At 66.3% G+C, this 16,805-nt stretch carries 15 protein-coding genes and 1 pseudogene; 9 read left to right on the plus strand and 7 right to left on the minus strand.

The features are described from left to right. Positions 1-28 precede the first annotated feature (28 nt). The 3 genes from RZE79_RS34255 to RZE79_RS34265 all read right to left on the minus strand — a co-directional run bounded on the left by RZE79_RS34255 (position 29) and on the right by RZE79_RS34265 (position 2,406). Complete coding sequence (locus tag RZE79_RS34255; protein WP_319361887.1) at positions 29-1,030, minus strand: FecR domain-containing protein; 1,002 nt, start codon at positions 1,028-1,030, stop codon at positions 29-31. Positions 1,031-1,153: 123 nt separating this feature from the next. After that, positions 1,154-1,666, minus strand: a complete 513-nt coding sequence (locus RZE79_RS34260) for an RNA polymerase sigma factor (RefSeq protein ID WP_319361888.1) — start codon at positions 1,664-1,666, stop codon at positions 1,154-1,156. A gap of 5 nt (positions 1,667-1,671) precedes the next feature. Beyond that, a complete protein-coding gene (locus tag RZE79_RS34265) occupies positions 1,672-2,406 on the minus strand; it encodes a hypothetical protein (RefSeq protein WP_319361889.1) in 735 nt (244 codons plus the stop codon). Between the two features lie 246 nt (positions 2,407-2,652). Here RZE79_RS34265 and RZE79_RS34270 point away from each other — a divergent pair, with 246 nt between their 5' ends. The 4 genes from RZE79_RS34270 to RZE79_RS34285 all read left to right on the plus strand — a co-directional run bounded on the left by RZE79_RS34270 (position 2,653) and on the right by RZE79_RS34285 (position 5,921). Next, entirely contained in the window at positions 2,653-3,558 is a 906-nt protein-coding gene (locus RZE79_RS34270) for a LysR substrate-binding domain-containing protein (RefSeq protein ID WP_319362392.1), read from the plus strand. Between the two features lie 178 nt (positions 3,559-3,736). Then, complete coding sequence (locus RZE79_RS34275; protein WP_319361890.1) at positions 3,737-4,978, plus strand: MFS transporter; 1,242 nt, start codon at positions 3,737-3,739, stop codon at positions 4,976-4,978. Positions 4,979-5,435: 457 nt separating this feature from the next. Further along, on the plus strand, positions 5,436-5,684 hold the full coding sequence (locus RZE79_RS34280; RefSeq protein WP_319361891.1) for a hypothetical protein: 249 nt from the start codon (positions 5,436-5,438) through the stop codon (positions 5,682-5,684). A 3-nt stretch (positions 5,685-5,687) separates the two neighbouring features. Further along, entirely contained in the window at positions 5,688-5,921 is a 234-nt protein-coding gene (locus RZE79_RS34285; protein ID WP_319361892.1) for a hypothetical protein, read from the plus strand. A 114-nt stretch (positions 5,922-6,035) separates the two neighbouring features. Here RZE79_RS34285 and RZE79_RS34290 read toward each other — a convergent pair whose 3' ends face one another. After that, positions 6,036-6,965 (minus strand): LysR family transcriptional regulator, encoded by a 930-nt coding sequence (locus RZE79_RS34290; protein ID WP_319361893.1) that lies wholly within the window; start codon positions 6,963-6,965, stop codon positions 6,036-6,038. 117 nt (positions 6,966-7,082) lie between these two features. On the opposite strand from RZE79_RS34290, the gene RZE79_RS34295 reads away from it, so the two are divergent. Genes RZE79_RS34295 through RZE79_RS34310 form a run of 4 tightly spaced genes read left to right on the plus strand, consistent with a single transcriptional unit; the run spans position 7,083 to position 11,456 of the window. Further along, positions 7,083-7,538 (plus strand): DoxX family protein, encoded by a 456-nt coding sequence (locus RZE79_RS34295; protein ID WP_319361894.1) that lies wholly within the window; start codon positions 7,083-7,085, stop codon positions 7,536-7,538. Positions 7,539-7,583: 45 nt separating this feature from the next. After that, entirely contained in the window at positions 7,584-8,228 is a 645-nt protein-coding gene (locus tag RZE79_RS34300) for a 2Fe-2S iron-sulfur cluster-binding protein (RefSeq protein WP_319361895.1), read from the plus strand. Beyond that, positions 8,221-9,216, plus strand: coding sequence for a xanthine dehydrogenase family protein subunit M (locus RZE79_RS34305; protein ID WP_319361896.1), 996 nt, complete (start codon positions 8,221-8,223; stop codon positions 9,214-9,216). Before RZE79_RS34300 ends, RZE79_RS34305 begins: the two co-directional genes overlap by 8 nt. Before the next feature lie 2 nt (positions 9,217-9,218). Continuing rightward, positions 9,219-11,456, plus strand: coding sequence for a xanthine dehydrogenase family protein molybdopterin-binding subunit (locus RZE79_RS34310; RefSeq protein WP_319361897.1), 2,238 nt, complete (start codon positions 9,219-9,221; stop codon positions 11,454-11,456). 376 nt (positions 11,457-11,832) lie between these two features. On the opposite strand, the gene RZE79_RS34315 is transcribed toward RZE79_RS34310, so the two are convergent. Next, positions 11,833-12,903: a DUF4375 domain-containing protein gene (locus RZE79_RS34315; RefSeq protein ID WP_319361898.1), complete on the minus strand. Its 1,071-nt coding sequence runs from the start codon at positions 12,901-12,903 to the stop codon at positions 11,833-11,835. A 311-nt stretch (positions 12,904-13,214) separates the two neighbouring features. On the opposite strand from RZE79_RS34315, the gene RZE79_RS34320 reads away from it, so the two are divergent. Continuing rightward, on the plus strand, positions 13,215-14,255 hold the full coding sequence (locus RZE79_RS34320; protein WP_319361899.1) for a site-specific integrase: 1,041 nt from the start codon (positions 13,215-13,217) through the stop codon (positions 14,253-14,255). Positions 14,256-14,529: 274 nt separating this feature from the next. Here RZE79_RS34320 and RZE79_RS34325 read toward each other — a convergent pair. Together RZE79_RS34325 and RZE79_RS34330 are read right to left on the minus strand one after the other, a co-directional pair. Next, positions 14,530-15,369: pseudogene (locus RZE79_RS34325) on the minus strand (MFS transporter); the annotation flags it as partial. A gap of 29 nt (positions 15,370-15,398) precedes the next feature. Continuing rightward, on the minus strand, positions 15,399-16,778 hold the full coding sequence (locus RZE79_RS34330) for a protein kinase (RefSeq protein ID WP_319361900.1): 1,380 nt from the start codon (positions 16,776-16,778) through the stop codon (positions 15,399-15,401). Positions 16,779-16,805 lie beyond the last annotated feature (27 nt).

The following is a 16,805-nucleotide window of genomic DNA, read 5'->3' on the forward strand; positions in this document are numbered from 1 at the left end:
ATCCGGATGTCACGACCCGCGCGGCGCGTCAGCTCAGGAGGTACAGGCCCGCCGGCAGCGAGCGGCCGTGCAGGTCGAACATCCCCTGGATCTGCGAGAGCGCCGAATCGAGCGATGCGATCAGGAAGCGTCCGCTGAGCCGGTAGTCGCGCGCGGAGGACTTCATCAAGACGACCTGACCGGGTCGATAGCGATTGATTTCCTCGAGTACCTCGCTCAAGCGCACCTCGTTGAAAACGAGCGCTCCCTGGCGCCACGCGGACACGGTGTCCGGCTCGACGTTGGCGACACCGCCGACAGCGTCGATGCCATAGAGGGTCTGCTGGCCTGCCTGCAACCGGCGCACGCCCGCCGGATGCTCGACACGCACCGCCCCTTCGAGACAGCTCACGCACGCCCGGCCTGCCAGATACCGCACTTCGAAACGACCCGACTCGGCCACGCTGCGGCCGGCGCCGGCCATGACGACGAAACGCTGGCCGGCAACCGGCAGATCGATGGCCGCTTCGCCGCTGAGCAGATCGATGCCCGCCATCTCGTCTTGCGCCGCATGGCGTCGAATGCTGGTCTGCGTATTCAATGTGACCTGCACCTGCGAAGCCAGGGTGACAGCGCGCTGCTCGCCGATGCGCGTGCGCTCGTCGGCACCCCATTCGCCCGGCGCTGGCCAGAGGCCACCGGGAGGATGCACCACCGCCATGCCGGCGACACCCGCGACGGCGGCCGCGCTCACTGCCGCGCCCAGGAACGCCCGGCGGCTCGCGGCCGGGCCGCGCATCGCGCGCCGGTGGTAGGTGGCGGCTTCGGGATCGGCCCGAAGGAACTCCGAGGCCATGGGCTTGAGGGCCTCCCAGCGACGCTTGGCCTGCACGAACGCGGCCTGGTGAGACGGGCTGGCGCGCAGCCAGCGCTGGAAGCCCTGGGCGTCGACTTCCCTGACCTCGGTCGAGGTGAGCAGGCGCAACCAGACCCGGGCCTGCTGCTGCAGTTCCTCAGCTGTCGGTGGGCGTGCGTCAGCGCGCGTCTTCATGGCATCTCGGCGCAGGGCGAAACGGGTCGCCTGCGCGGTGACGGGACCGCGCAGGCGCGTGGGGCTTGAGGTTTCTCACCCGCTAAGACGAACGGCCACACGCAAATCCCCCAACTATTTTTTTCAGTCACGGTTCAGGTGCGCGTCCAGGTAATCATGTGCGCGCTTGAGTTCGTGTTCCACCGTGCGCAGCGTCACGCCCAGGCGCCGGGCCACCTCCTTTTGCTGCAATCCCTCCACGCGCACCATCAGCAGCACTTCGCGGCGGCGCGGGGGCATGCGTTTCATGAGCTTGAGCGCCGCTTCCAGGTCCGAGCGGCCCTGGGCCGTCTGCTCGGGCCCCGGGCTCGGATCGGACACCTCCAGCAGCGCGCTGACGGCATCGTAGGGCAGCGTGCGGCTTTGCCGGCGCTGGATGTCCATGGCGATGTTGACGGCCACGCGCACCAGGTAGCCGGTGGGACTCTGGATCGGGTCTTCCTCCTGCGGGGCCTTGCTTTGGACGCGCAGCCAGGTGTCCTGCAGGGCGTCGCTGGCCAGATCGCCATTGCCCAGCAACTGGGTCAGGCGCAGCTTCAGGCTGCCGTAGTGCTTGGCCAGGTAGTCCATGAGGAGCGGGCGTGAGTCTTCGGCCATGCGCGTCAACCCGCTTCGTTGCCGCATCGCGGGGCACTGCTGCCCGCGTCGCGCGGCAGGACGATCATCGTCAAGGGTTGCACCAGGTCCGGCGGCGGTGAGCGATCGACGCGCACGCGCTTCAACGTGGCCAGCACGGCGGAGTCCCGGTCCGGATCGCCGGTCGTCGTCAGCAGGCGCGGATGCTGTACATGCCCATCGGCATCGACCTGGAAACGCAGCAGCGAACGGTACCGTCCCGGCGCCGTGCGCGGATCGGCGCACAGGGCCTGCCACACGCGCGCCTGGACCCAGGCGCCGTAGTCCGTGTCCACGCCTTCGGTGCCGGCGCGGCCGGTGTTCGTGGCGGCGCCGGCCTCTTTCAGGATGAGCGCATCGGCCGGGCCGCCGTGGACGTTTTCCACGATCAGGCCCGTGCCTTCGAGCAACAGGCGCAAGGCCGCGTCGGGTGAATAACGCCCGTGCACGGGCGAGGAGGTGCGGCCGACCACCATCTCGCCGCGGAACAGCGTCGGCCGGTTGGAGTGCGTGGCGTAGCGCCTGAGCGCGGCGGCCAGGGGCTGCGCCGGGATGTCGAAGTCCAGCGATGCGCTGCTGTCGGCGGACCCCGCCGCCTGCATGCCCTGCAAGGGCTGCGGTGATGGCTTGGCATCCTCGGACGCCCATGCCGAGCCCGCCAGCCCGCACAGCAGCCACAACACGGCGCCGCCACGGGTCAATCCGGCCGCTTGCGTGCGCATCCCGGCCGATCCTTGCGGCCCTCATTGCCACGAGCGACGTCAAGCCCGCAGCGAAGCCGCCGGCGTCGTGACAGAAGGTGTGATCGGCTCGGCAAGGGGAGGCACCAGTGGGGAATCCGCCATGGTGTCAGCCGCGCGTGACCGTTTTGCTACAAACGGAAATCACTCACGCGCGGCCATCCGCTGCGACGCGAACGTGATCGTGCGGTGTGTCAAAGTCACTGTCATGGAATGCTCGAGACCTCGATGATTGAAACGCGTCTGCTGACCCAATTCGTTGCTGTCGCCGAAGAGCTGCATTTCAGCCGGGCCGCGGAACGCCTGCACATGGCGCAGCCGCCGCTGAGCCAGGCCATCCGCCGGCTGGAAAGCGAGATCGGTTTCGCGCTGTTCGAGCGCACCAATCGCAACGTCGCATTGACGCCTGCCGGCGCATCCTTTCTGGAAACGGCAAGGGGAATTCTCCAGTCGCTGGACGAGGGCGTGGCACATACCCGCCGCGTCGCCCAGGGCGTCGATGGCCACCTGACGATGACCTTCATCAACATCACGCCGTATGCGCCGCTCCTGCGTGGGCTGCGCAACTTTCGGCGCGCATCCCCGGGCGTGGCGTTCGAGATGAAAGAGGCGACCACCCGCGAACAGGTCGAGGCATTGGAGAACGGCTCGGCCGATATCGGCTTCATGCGCACGCCGGGAATCTCCACGCCGACCCTGTGCTTCGAGACCATTCTGCGCGAGCCCATCTGGGTGGCGCTGCCCGCCGGGCATCGCCTCGAAAGCCATACGTCCGTCGAGCTCGCGCTGCTTCAAGACGAGGCTTTCGTGGCGTCGCCCAGATCCCTGGGCCCCGGCTTTCATGATCAGCTCATTCGTCTTTGCCAGGTCGCGGGATTCGTTCCGCGCGTCGTCCAGCACGCGCGCAAACTGCAAACCCTCATCGCGCTGGTGGCCAGCGGGTTCGGCATTGCACTGGTACCGGCCTCGCTGGCCAGCGAGGCGCGCGCAGACGTCGTGTTCCGCCCCCTCACCGCGCCGGGCTCCGACGAGTTGCTTCAGCTGGACCTGCTGATGGCCTGGAATGCGCTGCAGGAATCGCCCCTGCGGGACCGGCTCATCGAGGAGATACGCAGCGTCATGCCACCGCTGTGACGCATTGAGACGTCTGGCGTCTTGTTTCGCGACACGAACGGTATTTCACGTGGGCGCTTGCAGGCCCTACGCTGCCTTGGCACCTGACGTCGGAAGCGAACACGGGTGCATCGCGATGCCGAGGACCCGTGCTGCCGCATGCAGCATCTGGACTGAGAGACAGGGGCTTGCCGACGCCATGGCGAAGTCTTCCGGGCATTTCTTCGACGTCGATCCTAGAACAGTCATGCCTGCAGCCATCTATGTCTTTTCGTTGTGCACGTTTGCGTTCGGCCTTTCGGAGTTTGTCGTCGCCGGCCTGCTGTCTGCCATCGCCACCGATCTTCGCGCCCAGATCGCGGCTGTGGGCTCCGCCATTGCCGCCTATGCCTTCGGTGCGGCGATCGGCGCCCCTTTCCTCACCGCGCTCGTCTCGCACTGGAGGGACAAACACACCCTGATGCTGGCCGTGGCGGTACTCGCCCTTGGCAGCGTGCTCATGAGCCTGTCTCCGAACCTGCCGATGCTGCTGGCCATGCGGTTCGTGGTGGGCCTTGGCCACGGCGTCTTCATGGCGGTCGCATCGGACGCCGCGACAAGGTTGGTCGATCACAAGCGCGCCGGCCGGGCGCTCTCCGTGGTCTGGATCGGACTGACGCTGGCGCTCGCCTTCGGCGTTCCGATGGGCACGTTCCTCGGCAGCCTCTGGTCATGGCGCATCATTTTTCTGGCCATCGGGGCTTTGGGCTTGCTGAGCATGCTGGGCCTGTTGTTCTTCATGCCACCTGGCAAGGCTGAGGGGCACGGTACCCGCCATGGGAGCGCGTGGCACGGGCTCAGGACCATCACGCATCCGCAGCTGCTGATCACGGCCTGCATCAGCGCGCTGGTGAGCGTCGCGACCTTCTCCTTCTTCACTTTCGTTTCGCCCTACCTGCTGGACGTCACCGGGGTCGGCGTGTGGTGGCTGAGCCTGGGGATGCTCGTGTTCGGCGTGTGCGCCATCGCCGGGAATCTGCTGGGCGGCTATCTGGTGGATGTGATGGAGCCCATACGCAGCACAGTGGCCGCACTCGCTGGCCTGACCTTGAACCTGCTGGCGCTCTATGGGTTCGGCAGTTCGCCGCTCCTGATGATGGTCCTGGTCGGATCGCTGGGCGTCGTCTTCTTTTGCCTCGTGACGATGCTGACCCTGCGTCTGTTGAAACTCGCCCAGGCCCTGGCCCCGGATTCCACAGCCGTGGCGGCGGGTTTGAACATCGCATCCTTCAACCTGGGCACGGCGCTCGGGGGCGGGCTTGGCAGCCTGACCATTTCATACGCCGCCGTCTCGTACGTCCCCTTGGTGGGAGCGTCGGCTGGCGCATTGGCGATGGCCACGTTCTGGCTGCAGACGAAGCGTGTCAGACGGACCGAAGCAGGGGGAACGGCGCTGCGGTAGAAATCAGGGGCCCTGAAGGGATGCTGCATGGGTGCAAAGCGCGATCTGCAGCGGTCGAGCTTCGTGAATCGGCCCACCTGCACATGCAGGTCACAGGCATGGCACCGTGAGCATTTGCGAGTTGCTCCTGCGAATGGCGAAGCGCGCAAGAACCACGCCACCATGGCGCCGCTCGCCTCGACGCGTTGCACGCTGAACAGTCTCGGTGCGGATCCGGGCGCTGAACTGCTCAGCCGAGCGTGGTCCGCGGGCTTTGACGACGGGGTCAAATATGCCGGCCAAGCAAAGGCGTTCCGCCCGGATAGTTTCGTCCAATCCGCGACGCGCCCACCGCACGGCGAACTTCGGCCAACTGAGCACCGCACGGTGGCACCACCTACCTACAGCGCCCGATTGCGTTGTCCGACGGGGCGCATTGTTTTCGCTCGCTAGCGTGACCCAAAAACTCGGAGCCCCGATGATTGACATCGTCATTTCCACGCACAGTGAAAAAAAATTGTTCAAGGACTGCTTGGCTCATGGCCCAGCGTGCGCGCGCAGCCAGCGCCTGCTCGTTGAGCCGGCTGAATTAGTGACTCGCTGGAGCGCTCGCCCCCGTGTGCGCACGAGCGCTCGTCGGGTGACGCGTGCGTTGGGAGACTTCGTTGACGCGCTGATACAGGCGGTCGCCCAGCGCCTGCAGGGTTTGGTACCCGCCGCAGCCTGAACAATGGACTGGCTCGATCTCGTTCAGTGGCCGGCCTTTGTCGCCTCGCTCGGTGCAGCCTACCTCGTGGGCTCCAATGCGAAGGAGCGCCGCAATACAGGCTTCTGGATTTTCTTGCTGAGCAATGCGCTGTGGATCGTTTGGGGGCTGCACGCGCAAGCCTGGGCGTTGATTGCCCTGCAGGTAGGGTTGGCCGCATTGAACGTGCGCGGTCTGTTCAAAACGGAGGTGCCTTGATGAGCGGATGGGTGGACCTGTCGCCGGCGCAACCGCATGTGCCTGTGCGCACTCGCGTGTGCGATCCACGATGCAGGAGACGAGCCTTCCTTCGCCCATCGAGCGACCTGATCTCTAGTTCACCGCCGTGCGACCGGAGCCGAGCGGACCGAAGCGCTCGGTGTAGAGCTGGGTCACCCAGTCGATGAACACCCGCACCCTCGGCGACAGCTGCCGGTGGTGCGGGTACAGCACCGAATACACCATGGGCGGACACGGCGTGTGTGCGAGGATCTCGACCAGCGTGCCCGCGCGCAGCTGTCGCTCGACGCTGTAGCGTGGCACCTGGATGATGCCGCAGCCCTGCTCTGCGCAGGTCTTGTAGCTGTCGGCACTGTTCACGCTGATCCAGCCCTTAAGCATGTGTTCCTCGGTCTTTCCGTCGACCTGGAAGACGTAGGGAAAGAAATCGGGGCGTGACGCCGAGAAGAAGTTGACGGCCCGGTGCTGGGCCAGGTCGGACGGGTGCTGCGGCGTGCCGTGCGCCGCGAGGTAAGCCGGGCTCGCCACCGTGACCTGCGGAATCAGCGCCAGGCGCCGCGTGACCAGTGACGAGTCCTTGGGCTCGCCGGCGCGGACCACGCAGTCCACGCCTTCGCGCACCAGGTCGACGAGCCGATCCCCGCTACCCACCGCCAGCTCCATGTGCGGATAACGCGCATGGAATTCGCCGATGCGCGGCAACACGAGGTCGTTGGCGGGGGCGCCGTGGATGTCGATGCGCAGCCGTCCGCGCGGATTGACCGAGAGTTGCGCGAGCGAGGACTCCGCATCTTCGAGGTCGCGCAGCAGATGGCGGCAGCGCTCGTAGAACGCTTGGCCGTCGACCGTGGTGCGCACCTGCCGCGTGGTGCGCTCGAGCAACCGCACCTGCAGCCGCGTCTCCAGTTCCTTGATGGCGTGGGTGGCGGTGGCGCGCGGAATGTCGAGTGTGGCAGCGGCCTGCGTGAAGCTGCCCAGCTCGACGATGCGGGTGAACAGCCGCATGGCATCGAAGCGGTCCATGGCATCCGTCCTCGGTCCTGATTGTTGATTCCTGTTGGATTGTATTGACAGGATTCGGGTATTTATTCATCCATCTGGAATAGAGAAACTCGCCCTCGACCCACCAGGAGCGACTCCATGCCACTGATCTTTCCCCGCCTCAGAGGCCTTTACGACCGCCTCGAACCGCTGAGCTACCTGTTGCTGCGCATCGCCTTCGGGCTGATGCTCATGACGCACGGCGTGCCCAAGCTGCTAGGCCGCAGCCACGGTTCCATGGCCGACCCAATGGCGGGCTCGGTCAACCTGATCGCCAACGTGCTGCACCTGCCGGCCGCACCGCTCATCGGCTGGTTCATCGCGCTGCTCGAAGGCGTGGGCGGTCTCATGCTGGCCGCTGGGTTGTTCACGCGCCTGGTCGCGCCGATGGTGGCGGTGCAGATGTTGGTCATCTGCTATCTGCTGGCGCCGACCTTCCCCTGGATCGACCGCGGCTTCGAATACCCGCTGATGCTGGCGTTCGTGGCGCTTTGCATCACCACGCGTGGCAGCGGGCGCGGGTCGGTCGACGCATGGCTCGGGCGAGAGCTCTGACGCTCGCGCCCTTCCCGGTTCCCCTCCCAAGAAAGCGAACCCACGATGAACGACATCCCGACATGGCGCGCGGCGGACGGCCCACCGGCCCTCAGCCGCCGCACCTTCATGATGACCACGGCCGCCAGCGCGGGTGTGGCCGCCACCTGCGACGCGCTCGCCGCGCCGACCGATGCCGCTGTAAAACCGCACGCCGGCTCCCAGGCCACGCGCGTCATCGTCAACGGCAAGCCCCACGAACTGGTGCTGGAGCCTCGCGCCTCGCTGCTGGACGTGCTGCGCGAGCAGCTGGGCCTGACGGGCGCCAAGAAGGGGTGCGACCACGGCCAGTGCGGCGCCTGCACGGTGCACGTCGATGGCCGCCGCGTGGCCTCGTGCCTCACGCTCGCGGTGAAGGCCGACGGCTGCGCCGTCACCACCATCGAAGGCATTGAGTCGCCCGACGGCACGCTGCACCCCATGCAGCAGGCCTTCGTCGACCACGACGCGCTGCAATGCGGCTACTGCACCCCCGGGCAGGTGATGGCGGCGATCGCCTGCGTCCGCGAAGGCCATGCCACCAGCGATGCGCAGATCCGCGAATACATGAGCGGCAACCTCTGCCGATGCGGCGCCTACGCCGGCATCCTCGAAGCGATCCGCGAAGCCGCGCCGCAGCTGCGCCGCAGCGAGGGTGCCCGCCATGCGTGACTTCACCTACCTGCGCCCGCGCAGCACCGGCGAGGCCGTGCAGCTGCTCGCACAGCACCAGCCCGGCGCCCGCTACTTCGCGGGCGGCACCACGCTGTACGACCTCATGAAACTCGGCGTGGAGGCGCCCGCCACGGTGATCGACATCACCCGCATCGAGGGGCTCGAGCGCATCGACGCGAGCGACCGCACGGAGCTTCGCATCGGCGCGCTCGCCGCGATGAGTGACGTGGCCGAGCACGCGGTGGTGCTGCGCGAGTTCCCGGCGCTGTCCGAATCGCTGTGGAAAGCCGCCTCGCAGCAGCTGCGCAACATGGCGACCGTGGGCGGCAACCTGCTGCAGCGCACGCGCTGCGCGTACTTTCGCGGGGGGCCCGAGTTCGCCTGCAACAAACGCGTGCCCGGCAGCGGTTGCGCAGCCATCGGCGGCGCGAACCGCGGGCATGCGGTGCTCGGCGGCAGCGACGCCTGCGTGGCGGTCTACCCCGGCGACATGGCGGTCGCGCTCACCGCCTTTGATGCGGTGGTCGACACCGTGAGTCCCCGGGGCGAGCGCACGGTGGCCGTGCGCGAACTGCACCGGGAACCCGGCGCCACGCCGCAACTGGAGACGGTGCTGGCCGCCGACGAGCTGATCGTGCGCATCCGCATCCCGCGCGGCCCCATCGGCCGCGCCTCGACGTACCACAAGATCCGCGACCGCGAGTCGTACGCCTTCGCGCTCGCCTCGGCGGCCGTGGCGCTGCACATCCGCGGCAACCGCGTGACCGATGCGCGCATTGCGCTGGGCGGCGTCGCGACCCGGCCGTGGCGGGCGACGCAGGCCGAGCGCAGCCTCGTGGGCATGCCGCTCACCCGGGCGGCCGCGCGGCGCGCAGCCGAACTGGCCTTCACGGGTGCAAAACCGCTCCGGCACAACGCGTTCAAGGTCGCCCTGGGCATCGAGACCGTGACCGACGCACTCATGCTCGCCAAGGACAGGAGCTGAAGATGGCAACCCCCACGACCAAGACGAAGAAGAACACGCCGCGCGCGGGCATCGAGCGCGTCGATGCACACGACAAGGTGCGTGGCGCCACGCGCTATGCGGCCGACGATGTCCGCCCCGGCCTGCTGCATGCCGCCCTGGTGCCTTCGCGCATCGCGCGCGGCACCATCACCCGCATTGACATCGCCGCCGCGCAGCGCGTGAGTGGCGTGCGCGCCGTGCTCACGCATGAGAACATCGGCGTGTTCGACACGGGCGGCTTCCTCATGGGCGGCGGCTTCGGCTTCCAGAGCTTCTATCCGCTGCGCTCCGCCCAGATCGCCTACCGCGGCCAGAGCGTCGCGATGGTGGTGGCCGAGACGCTCGAGGCGGCACGCGAGGCCGCTTCGCTGGTGGCGGTGACCTGCGACGCCGTTCCCTTCATCGCCACTGTGGACGCCCCCGACGCCGAACCGCTGGCGCAAGCGGCGGTGTTGCCGCAACCGATGTTTGCCGATCGGCGCGTGGGCGACCCCGAGGGTGCGCTCGCGGGCGCGGCCGTGACGGTGGACCTGCGCTACACGCTGCCGGCCCAGCACCAGAATCCGATGGAGATCATCGCGACCGTGGCCGAATGGAGCGACGACGGGACGCTCACCGTGTGCGAGCCCACCCAGAATGCCGAAGGCGTGCGCCATGGACTTGCCAAGCAACTGGGCATCGAGCCTGCCAAGGTGCAGGTGCTGTCACCCACGCTGGGCGGCGGGTTCGGCCAGAAGAACTCGCTGCAGTCGCACACCGCATTGATCGCCATCGCCGCGCGCACGTTGAAGCGGCCCGTCAAGCTCGTGATGACGCGCGCACAACTCTTTCACAACGCGAGCTTCCGCCCGGCGGGCCGGCATCGCGTGCGGCTCGGCGCGGACCGCAATGGACGGCTGCTCGCGGCGATCCACGAGATCGACCAGCAGACCTCGCGGCACGATCTGTTCCCCTCCTCGGGCACCGAAATCACGTCCAGGCTCTACGGCATCGCCAACTTCCTGGGGCGCGAACGACTGGTGCGCACCGACGTGCAGACGCCGGGGTACATGCGTGCGCCCTTCGAGCATCCCGCAGCGTTTGCTTTCGAGAGTGCGATCGACGAGATGGCCTATGCACTGAACCGCGACCCCGTGGCCTTCCGGCTCGCCAACGACGCCTCGGCGGATCCGCTCACGGGCAAGCCGTTCTCTTCGCGCCATGTGTCGGAATGCCTGGTCAGAGGCAGCGAGATCTTCGGCTGGGCACGCCGCACGATGGCGCCGGGCTCGATGCGCGCGCCCGACGGCAGCCTCGTCGGCTGGGGCGTGGCGATCGGCGCCTACAAGGCAGCCACCGCCCCCGCCATTGCCACCGTACGCCTCAACACCGACGGCACCGTGCGGGTGGCCGTCGGCGGGCACGAGATGGGTCAGGGCATGCGCACCGCCATTGCCGCGACGGTCGCGCGCGCCCTCGGCGCGCCTGTTGCGGCCATCGAGGTCGCACTCGGCGACACGCGCGCCGCGCCACAGCATCTGACCGCCGGCTCCTGGGGCACGGCCACGGCGCTTCCGCCGGTGCTCGAAGCCGCGCAGCGGCTGATGGAAGACCTGCGCCAGAACGCCGGCAGCGCAGCCGGCGACAGCGGCGTCACCGCCCTCGCCCTGCTCCGTGTCTCGGGCCGCCCGTTTGCCCAGGCCGAAAGCCGGCGCCGTGCGCCGGGTCAGCCCGAGCAGGTGTTCGGCCGCCTGACGGGCGGACTGCCGGGCGCTGCGGGGCCGGTGTACCCGGACTTCGTCAGCTTCAGTTTCATCGCGCATTTCGTCGAGGTGCGCATCGAGCCGACCACGCGCCGCATCCGTGTGCCGCGGGTGGTCAGCGTGGTTGATTGCGGTGCGGTGGCCAGTCCGCGCACCGCGCGCAGCCAGGTCGAAGGCGGCGTGGTGTGGGGCATCGGCGCGGCGCTGCGCGAGGTCAGCGAAGTCGATCCGCGCTACGGAGGCTTCCTCAACGCCGACCTGGCGGAGTACGTCGTGCCGGTGGCGGCAGACATCGGCCACATGGAAGTCGATTTCATCGGCAAGCCCGACACGCGCCTGAACGCCCTGGGTGTCAAAGGCCTGGGCGAGGTGGCCATGGTGGGCGTGGCACCGGCCATCGTGAACGCGGTGTTCCATGCGACCGGCCAGCGACTGCGCCGGCTGCCCCTGATGCTGGAGGACCTGCTGACCACCTGAAGCCTGGCGCTCGTGCGGCCCGCATGGCCCAGGGAACCATCCATGCCGGCAGAGATGCAGAGCCCCGTGCCATCGGATGCAACGACGCACGAGCCAGGCGCTTTCGCGAAGGCATCGACCACGAAGTCGACGAAGGCGCGGGTCTTGGCCGACGGCCACCGCCCCGATGGCGGAATGAACGAGGTTGGTCGCGGCCGCGAACCAGCCCGCCGCGCTCGAGATGTTGCCGCCACCACGGCATCGCGACTCGCGACATCCAGACCCGCCAGGGCAGTCCACAACGACATGGCGCGTCAGGGCCACGGCGCACGATGCGCGTCTGCAACTCGACGCGTCACTGCGCAGCGCGCTCGCGCACATGGCGTCGAAGACGGGGTCAGCGTGGCAGGATGTCCTCGCGGCGGGCATAGCCGATCAGCGCATCCTGCAGCGCGCCCATGTCGACGCCATCGGTCAGGGCGTCGAGCCGGGTATCCCATTCGTTCGAGTCGTGGGCGAAGTGCCGGGCACGACGGGCCTGCGTCGAGACGGGATAGTCCGATGGGAACATGGCCAGCGCCTTGTCGAGCGTGACAGCGGAGGCCTCTTGTCCGAGTTCGCGCAGATAGGCCGCTGCCTGCACGGCAAAGGCGCCGCTCGAATTGGAGAAGAACTGGTGCATGCCACCATTGAACAGTTCCCCCTTGAGCAGCGTGAGCACGAAGACGACACGATGGGGCTTGGGCATGCGATCGAGTTGGCGCAGGATTTCATCGGCCTCGCCGAAGCCGGAGGGCCCGGGCAGGATCCGACTCCAGAGATGGTCCAGCCGCGCGTCATCGGGCAGTTCGGCACGCAAGCGTGCGAGCTCTTCTGCGAGCTTGGGATCGCCACGCACATGGTCCTCGACCTGGCGGATATAGCTCGTCTTGTCGCCGAAGCGCGGCCCGAGCGCCTTCAATTGGCGTTCCGTCTCGGTCAGCGGCTTCGTGAGGTCCGGGATGACGCTCTCGGCGATGCGCAGAAAGCTGTGGGCGAAGTAGTCGGAGCGCAGGCGGTTGTCGGCCGGATAGTTCGGCCCGAACAACGCCATGGCCTCGGCCAGCATCTGCGCCCGCTCGTGAAAGCCGGCCTCGCGCAAGGCGCCCAGCACCTCAGGCGCAACCGCACCGCTGGGGCTCGAGAGGAAGACGTGCAGCGCTTCGCCGGCGCTTGCATCGTGGATGCTGTCGCCCAGGCCGACCAGCAGTCGCAGCCGGCGCCGATGCGGTGGCTCCGACGCCAGCGTGGCCAGATAGTCTGCGCGCTCGCCGACGACCAAGGGGGTGAATTCAGCCGGAAAGCTCAAGTGCAGCACGTCGTAGTCAGGGATCATCATCGGCCTTTGTTGACTCTCGAAACGGGAGGCGACCAGCGGCTCGGCGCGATGCGGCGCTTCGACCTGGGCCGGCAACAGAGCCCCCAGCACGAGAGCCGCACCAGCGAGCCGGAGCCGGTGCCCCCATCGACTGCTAACCCTCATCGGGATCGAACACGCCCAGGGTGGACCGCATCACGACGCAAGGCCGCTGCCTTCGTGGCCAGTGCAGGACAACATCGCTGCCACGATCTTTCACGAATGAATTTCTGAGCGGAGTGCGCCCTACCCATGTCGAGCTCCATCTTAAAATAAACTAACGGCAAGCCGAAGCAATCACAGTACAGCCCCACATTCTGCCCGCCCCAACCACAGAGCCTTCCAAGACAGGCGCCTCGCCGTTAGTTTATTTTCCAACTTCGATGCCACCCCCCACCTCTACCCTGTCACTGTTCGACGACCCACCCAGCGGCGGGCATGTGGCCGCATTCCGAGAGGCGTTTACCGCCTGGGTAGAAAACCAGCAGCGCGTCGGGTCGCTGCGCCGCCCGGATGCCGCGGAGGTCTACCAGGCCATGTGGGACAGCTTTTCCACCTGGTGCCTGAGCCAGGCCCCCACCGTCACGCTGGACACGCTGGACCTGTCCGACCTGCAAACCTTCCAGGCCGCCCGCTTCGGGCGCAAGACCTTGGACCTGTCGCTCTCGCCGCGGTATGCGTTGCGGCTCATGCGCCTGATTGATCGCGTGCTGCGCCATCACGCGGCGCGCACCGACACGAAACCCAATACGGCCGCCGCGGACTGGATCGCGGCCAATCCCGAAGTCCGCTACGCCGATGCCGCGCGTCAGGATCCCCTGCCCGAGTACCTGACCGTCGTGGAAGCCCGGCAACTGATCGCCTATCTCTCGGCGGCGCGGCCGCGTCCAGGCCGAAGCCGCGATGCCATGCCATCCATGCCCTGGCAGGAGGTGAGGAACCGGGCATCCGTGGCGCTGCAGCTGGGTGCTGGAATCACGCCGGGCGATGTGCGTGCACTGCCGCTGAGTTCGCCGGTCATCCAGGGCGGGCGCATTCGCGAGCGTCCCTGGAAACTGCAGGTGCCCGGCAACGGGACCTCCCAGTCGCGCGAGACGCCGATCGCGCCCTGGGCCGGCGAACTGCTCCAGCACTGGCTCGACGTGCGCAAGGAAGCGCGCATCGCAGGCGAGTTCCTGTTCCCCTCCACCCGAACAGGCAAGCAGTGGTTGCACGCCTCGCAGTACCTGTGCGCCCGGCGGGTGCTCGAGGAGGCCGGCGTCGAATCTCGCGAGGGTGGTTCATTCAGGTTGCGACACACGTTCGCTGTGCGCCAGCTGCGCCGCGGGACCGCCCCCGAGCAAGTGGCCCGATGGCTGGGCGTCGAACCAGCGGAAATGAAACGCTACGAACGGGTGCTTCCAGGGATCATCGAAGTCGTCTGATGCAGCGTTTGCTGTGAACCCGGTCGAAAGATGGACTGCACTGCGCATGGATACCGGCATCGGCCGATTCGGAAAGGTCTTCGCCCCCCTCCTGGACGCTCTTCATTCAGGTTGCCTTTGGCATCATTGTTGGGGTCGCAGAGGTCGTAACGCCATCGAGAGCCATCCCTCTGTCCTGAGCATGAAATCCTTGGACCTGTGCTTGCCTTGTGTTCTCGAGCAGACCGGGGACGGGCCGACGGTGGCGGTTGGGAAGAGCCAACGTCAGCTCCAACTAAGCATGTAAATTCTGAGCGTTCCGCCTGTTCTGGCCAGCCGGATCGACTCTGACCCGCAGCGCGATCAGCAGCGCCGCGAGCAGCATCAAGATGCCGGCCGCGACGAACACCCCCGCGATGCCGCTGACGCTGAACATCGCGCCCCCCGCCGCTGCACCTGCGGCGATGGCCGACTGCACCGACGCTACCACCATGCCCCCTGCGCTTTCCGCTTGGTCCGGGACGGCCTGGGCCACCCAGTTCGACCACGCCACCGGCACGGCGCCGAAGGCCAGGCCCCAGAGCGCTAACAGCAGCGCCTGCCCGGCCACCGTGGCGGGCACTCCCACCAGGACCAGTGCGGCCACGCCGACGAGCGCGGGCATCAAAACCAGCGTGACGCGCACACTGTGGTGCAGCATCCAGCCGGCCAGCAGCGTGCCGGCGAAATTCGCCAAGCCGAAGCCCAGCAGCATCAGCGCCAGCCCATCGGGTCCGATGCCGGTCGTGCTTTCCAGGAACGGCCGGATATAGGTGAACAGCGCGAAGTGGCCGGTATGCACCAGCACGCAGCCCAGCATGCCCACGCCGATGCCCGGGCGCAGCAGCACCTCCAATACGGTCCGCAGCCGCGCGGCCTTGGTGGGCGCGAGCCGCGGCAACGTGAACCACTGGAAGGCCAGCGTCACCACTCCGACCGCGGCCGCCGCGAGGAAGGCGCTGCACCAGCCGTAGCGCCCTCCCAGGTAGCTGTCGAGCGGCACCGCCACGACGGTCCCCACCGCGATGCCGCTGAAGATGATCGACAGGGCGCGCGGCAGCAGCGCCGCTGGCACCAGGCGCATCGCTACCGCCGCGCCGTGCCCGAGCACGCTGACTTCTTTCGCTAGAAACTAAGCGATGAGGCGCCCGGCAATACAGCAAGCCGAGCGTCTTCTTGCGCCTTCAGTCCTTCAATCGCGTGACGAACGATCGGAGAACGGCAACTGGATCGCTCTATATGCTGCAAGAAGTGGCAGTCATGTTCGATCAAGATGTCATGGACTCGCTGCGCCAGTTCCGGGTCCTCAACTGAGGAAATCATTTTTGTGCAAGTTTCCATAGCAGCGAAGCGGTTCTGGCGAACAGCAGCGATGATCGAGGATCTCAGCGCTTCCGCCTTGGTTTGAGCGCTGACATTGTGTGCATCAAACAGCACCTTCATGTTGCTCGCGATCTCCTCAGCGAAGCTCCATGCATACGTTGCTTCAAGGGCCATCTGCTGATAGATCTGCACGAATTGCGCACGCAAACCTGCGTCGATTTCCAAGGCCATTACCAAGAAAAGCTCCTTGGGCGAAGCCATGCACACTTGGTACCTATCCTGCGCAGCAAGCATCGCTAGCGCTTCGATGAATGAGCCAACCTCTGCTGGCTCATAGTTTCCAGATGCCTTCAACCGGTCAGTAATTGCCCGTTGTAAACCATCTGCGCTGATAGGACCTATTGCGCGCCCAAGTACCGCATCGAACGCTGCTTTGAGGCTCTGCTTCAATGCAGCCAGCGATTGATAGCGGCTAGCTTTTGCCATAGTGCAACAGCGCTCAATTACTGGAAACAGTGCTCCAGGAATTCCATCCGCCATTAGATAGATCGGATTGCGGCCACTCAATACGGAGTAGAAGGTCTTGCCGAGCATAAAAATATCGCCTGCGGCATCTGCATCCCTGAATCCGCCCTGCAGAAACTCGGGTGGCAGATACCCCTCGGTACCCCAGTACATCGACTGGCGCGTGAACGCGGTACTTGACCCATGCTCAGTACACAAACCGAGGTCAGACACTACCATCCTATTCCCGCTATGGAGAAAATTCTGCGGCTTAATATCCCGATGAAAAATGGATCGAGCGTGCAACTGCGAAATGCAATCGATCATGTGATTGAAGTACACCTCTATCGCTGGGAGATCGCTTCGAATGATTTGTGCCCGAGCCGACAGATCGCCATTCTCATAGAACGGCATGACGAAATAGGGCGGGTCGTGATCAAGATTGGCGGCAAGGATCGGCATCACATAGCTATTGCCCTCGAACTGCTGCATTACTCGAACCTCCCTTCGAAATCTGGAGCGAGCTTCAGCCTCCGGTAACTTGCAGTACTTCAACACCATGACAGGCGTCGCCATACCGACATAGGCGACGAAAAGCAAAGTCCCCATCCCTCCGGCGTCACTGCACAGACTCTGTACAACGAACCGGTCGTCAATCACCGTTCCAGCTTCAAACATGGATGCCCCCAAAATTCGATATCGCGC

The organism is Variovorax sp. EBFNA2, from assembly GCF_033802765.1.
Classification (GTDB): Bacteria; Pseudomonadota; Gammaproteobacteria; order Burkholderiales; family Burkholderiaceae_C; genus Variovorax; species Variovorax paradoxus_H.